This is a genomic window from Clostridium sp. UBA7791, from assembly GCF_002480755.1.
GTDB lineage: Bacteria > Bacillota > Clostridia > Clostridiales > Clostridiaceae > Clostridium_J > Clostridium_J sulfidigenes.
On sequence record NZ_DLCT01000006.1, the window covers coordinates 1 to 2867 of the forward strand.

The 2867-nt window shown below is 27.2% G+C and carries 3 protein-coding genes and 1 tRNA gene; 3 read left to right on the forward strand and 1 reads right to left on the reverse strand.

Annotation, left to right across the window (positions count from 1 at the left end; genetic code table 11):
• Positions 1–18 precede the first annotated feature (18 nt).
• From B3Z56_RS13105 to B3Z56_RS13115, 3 genes are all read left to right on the forward strand, one after another.
• Positions 19–94 (forward strand) — tRNA-Lys (locus B3Z56_RS13105).
• A 95-nt stretch (positions 95–189) separates the two neighbouring features.
• Positions 190–705, forward strand: coding sequence for a GNAT family protein (locus B3Z56_RS13110; protein ID WP_346849315.1), 516 nt, complete (start codon positions 190–192; stop codon positions 703–705).
• A gap of 38 nt (positions 706–743) precedes the next feature.
• Positions 744–1847: a mechanosensitive ion channel family protein gene (locus B3Z56_RS13115; RefSeq protein WP_346849314.1), complete on the forward strand. Its 1104-nt coding sequence runs from the start codon at positions 744–746 to the stop codon at positions 1845–1847.
• Between the two features lie 41 nt (positions 1848–1888).
• Here the strand turns inward: B3Z56_RS13115 and B3Z56_RS13120 are convergent, their stop codons facing one another.
• Complete coding sequence (locus B3Z56_RS13120; RefSeq protein ID WP_346849313.1) at positions 1889–2635, reverse strand: hypothetical protein; 747 nt, start codon at positions 2633–2635, stop codon at positions 1889–1891.
• Positions 2636–2867 lie beyond the last annotated feature (232 nt).

Below are 2867 nucleotides of genomic sequence, written 5' to 3' on the forward strand. Positions count from 1 at the left end.
TTGCCAGGTTTTTAACGTGGTTCACTAGCTCAGTCGGTAGAGCACATGACTTTTAATCATGGTGTCCGGGGTTCGATCCCCCGGTGAGCCACCAAAAGCACTTCATATGGAGTGCTTTTTTTATATATAAAATAATAAATTTAATTTATAATAATATGAGAAGTAGCATTTTGGTATGGAGGGTAGGAAGTGTATAATATATGTGAAGGACAACGAATTTATTTAAGAAATATAGAATTAAATGATGCTAAATTGGTTGCTAAATGGAAAGATGAAATAGTAATGAGAAAAATGTCCGTGGGATTAAATACAAATATAAGTTATGAAAATCAATTTCAAGACATTAAGCTTAGCATAGAAGAAGGAGAAGAATTATATTTAATTATTGCATTAAAAGATAATAATGAACCTATAGGATACATAAGAATGAACTGGTTAGATGAAAATAAAGAAATGGCTTGGCTTAGGTTTGGATTAGGAAGTCATAGGCAAGAGGGATATGCTAAGGAAGGATTAAAATTAATTATAGATTATTTATTTAGCATTGGAACTCATAGGATTGATGCAGAGGTGTTAATGTTTAACTATCCTAGTCAAGGCACATTAAGGTCATTAGGTTTTCTTCATGAAGGAACAAGAAGACAAGCATATTATGATGGAGAAGAATATGTTGATGTTTTTGTTTTTGGAATTGTAAAGGAATAAATAATGAAAACTAAGTTTTTATATAGGAGGAAAGATAAATGGTAATAGCTCAAGTAGAGATATTAACGAATAAATATGTACAGATTATATTAAATAGTAAATTTTTTGAAGTGTGGAAGTCAATTGCAATAGGAGTAGGAATATTCGTATTGTTAATGTTCCTAAGGAACATATTTGCTAAATATATTATAAAGATATTAGATGGTATATTTAAAGCTTTAAAAATTAAAAGTGCTAGAAAAATATTGAGTGCATTTGAAAAACCTATAAAAATGGCATTTATAGTAATGGGTGTATACATATTTATGAGTATACTGAATTCATCACTGGGATGGAATATTAGCAGTATAATTAATAAATTATTAGGGACATCAATTATAGTATTATTTGCTAATGGATTAATTAACATTACTAATAATTCAGATGATTTTTTATTTAGAGCTACAGATAAATATGATATAAAAGTTAATACTGTATTAATACCTATGATGGCCAAAGGAATAAAGTATTTAATTATAGCTTTTGCAATTATACAAGTAGCGAATATTTGGGGGCTAGATGTAAATGCTTTTATAACAGGAATAGGTTTAGGGGGAGTTGTAATAGCTTTGGCAGCAAAAGATTTTGCTGCCAATATGATGTCAGGTGTCATAATATTTATGGATAATCCTTTTACAATAGGTGATTGGATTAAGTGTAAGGAGATAGAGGGAATAGTAGAAGATATTAGTTTTAGAAGTACAAGAATAAGAACTTTTGATAAAGTGTTAATAACGGTTCCTAACTCATTACTAGTAAATGATTCAATTTTAAACTTTAACAAGAGAGAGTTAAGAAGAGTAACTATGAATATAGGAGTAACCTATGATACAGCTACTGAGCAGCTTCAAAGGTGTGTTAGTAGCATAAAGGATATGCTAAAGAATCATGATGGAGTAGATAGTGAGAGTATTCATGTTAGCTTTAGCACATTTAATGAAAGTAGTTTAGACATAGGTATGTATTTTTTTATAAATAGAATTGAATTCAATGAATATATGGAGATTAAAGAAGATATAAATTATAATATAATGAAAATTCTAAGTGATGAGGAAGTAAGCATTGCTTTCCCAACAAAAAGTGTATATATAGAAAATAAATAAAAGGTTTAGGTAGTTCTTATTTGAATTACCTAAACCTTTTATTACTCATTTATAAAGTCAATAATTTCGTTGTATAAACTTCTTACACCATAATGCCAGTTTTGATCAGCAGAGTACTTTCTATTAATCCATACTAAAGGATCGACACTATCAGGTCTATCCTTAGATAGATTTATAATTGTACGACAAGCAATTTCTGATGCATCTACAATATCAGTATTATAACTTTGCCAACTACAAAATACATTATAAGGATTGTTAGCTATTTTAGTAGCACTTACATGATCTTGAGGAACAAAGCTTTGTTCTTGACCTGTAATAGCAAATAGCAGTATAGGATTAATATTAAAATCTCTACCAACTTCTATTATGGATGAAAAGTAAGGTTCATCCTTAAGTATAGAAGATCTATTAGCTAAATAAGATTTTAATAAGTTTTCATCTATAACTTTATATTTAAACCAATCAGGTAAATGCATAGTTTGGTTTATCGCTTTTTCACTTACTTGATTATTGTAATACAAATTTTTACATTTTTGTTGAGACTTTTGTATAGAATAAGAATTATATTCAGAATTATATTTTGAAAGTTCAGTGGTTAATGTATTAGAGTTATTAACTCTATAAGTTATAGATAGAGTATTTATTGATTTTATGTCACTGTTGATTAATTTTGTATTTTTATTAGATGTATTTTGTCCTTGCTCTGTGGTTGATAAATTAATAAGTTGCAATACTAATATAAATATAACAACTAGAGGAATAAAACTTTTTTCTTTCTTCTTCATAAATTTAATCACCATATTTCCCAAAATTTTTATTAATAATTATAATCTGTCCAAAAAAATAATAAATATTCAATTTACATATTTTTTCAAAAGGTAAGAGGTAATTAATTTTAGACAATGGTAATTATTCATTTATGCTTATACCAATAAACAATATAAGTAAATGAATGATATAAATGTATAAATGCAATTAATAGATTAAATAAACAAATCCTAGTGTATCAATATTAGG

Excerpts from the sequence above, each read along its gene's own strand:
- B3Z56_RS13115 (WP_346849314.1), top strand. The coding sequence starts at position 744 with ATGGTAATAGCTCAAGTAGAGATATTAACGAATAAATATGTACAGATT.
- B3Z56_RS13120 (WP_346849313.1), bottom strand. The coding sequence starts at position 2,635 with ATGAAGAAGAAAGAAAAAAGTTTTATTCCTCTAGTTGTTATATTTATA.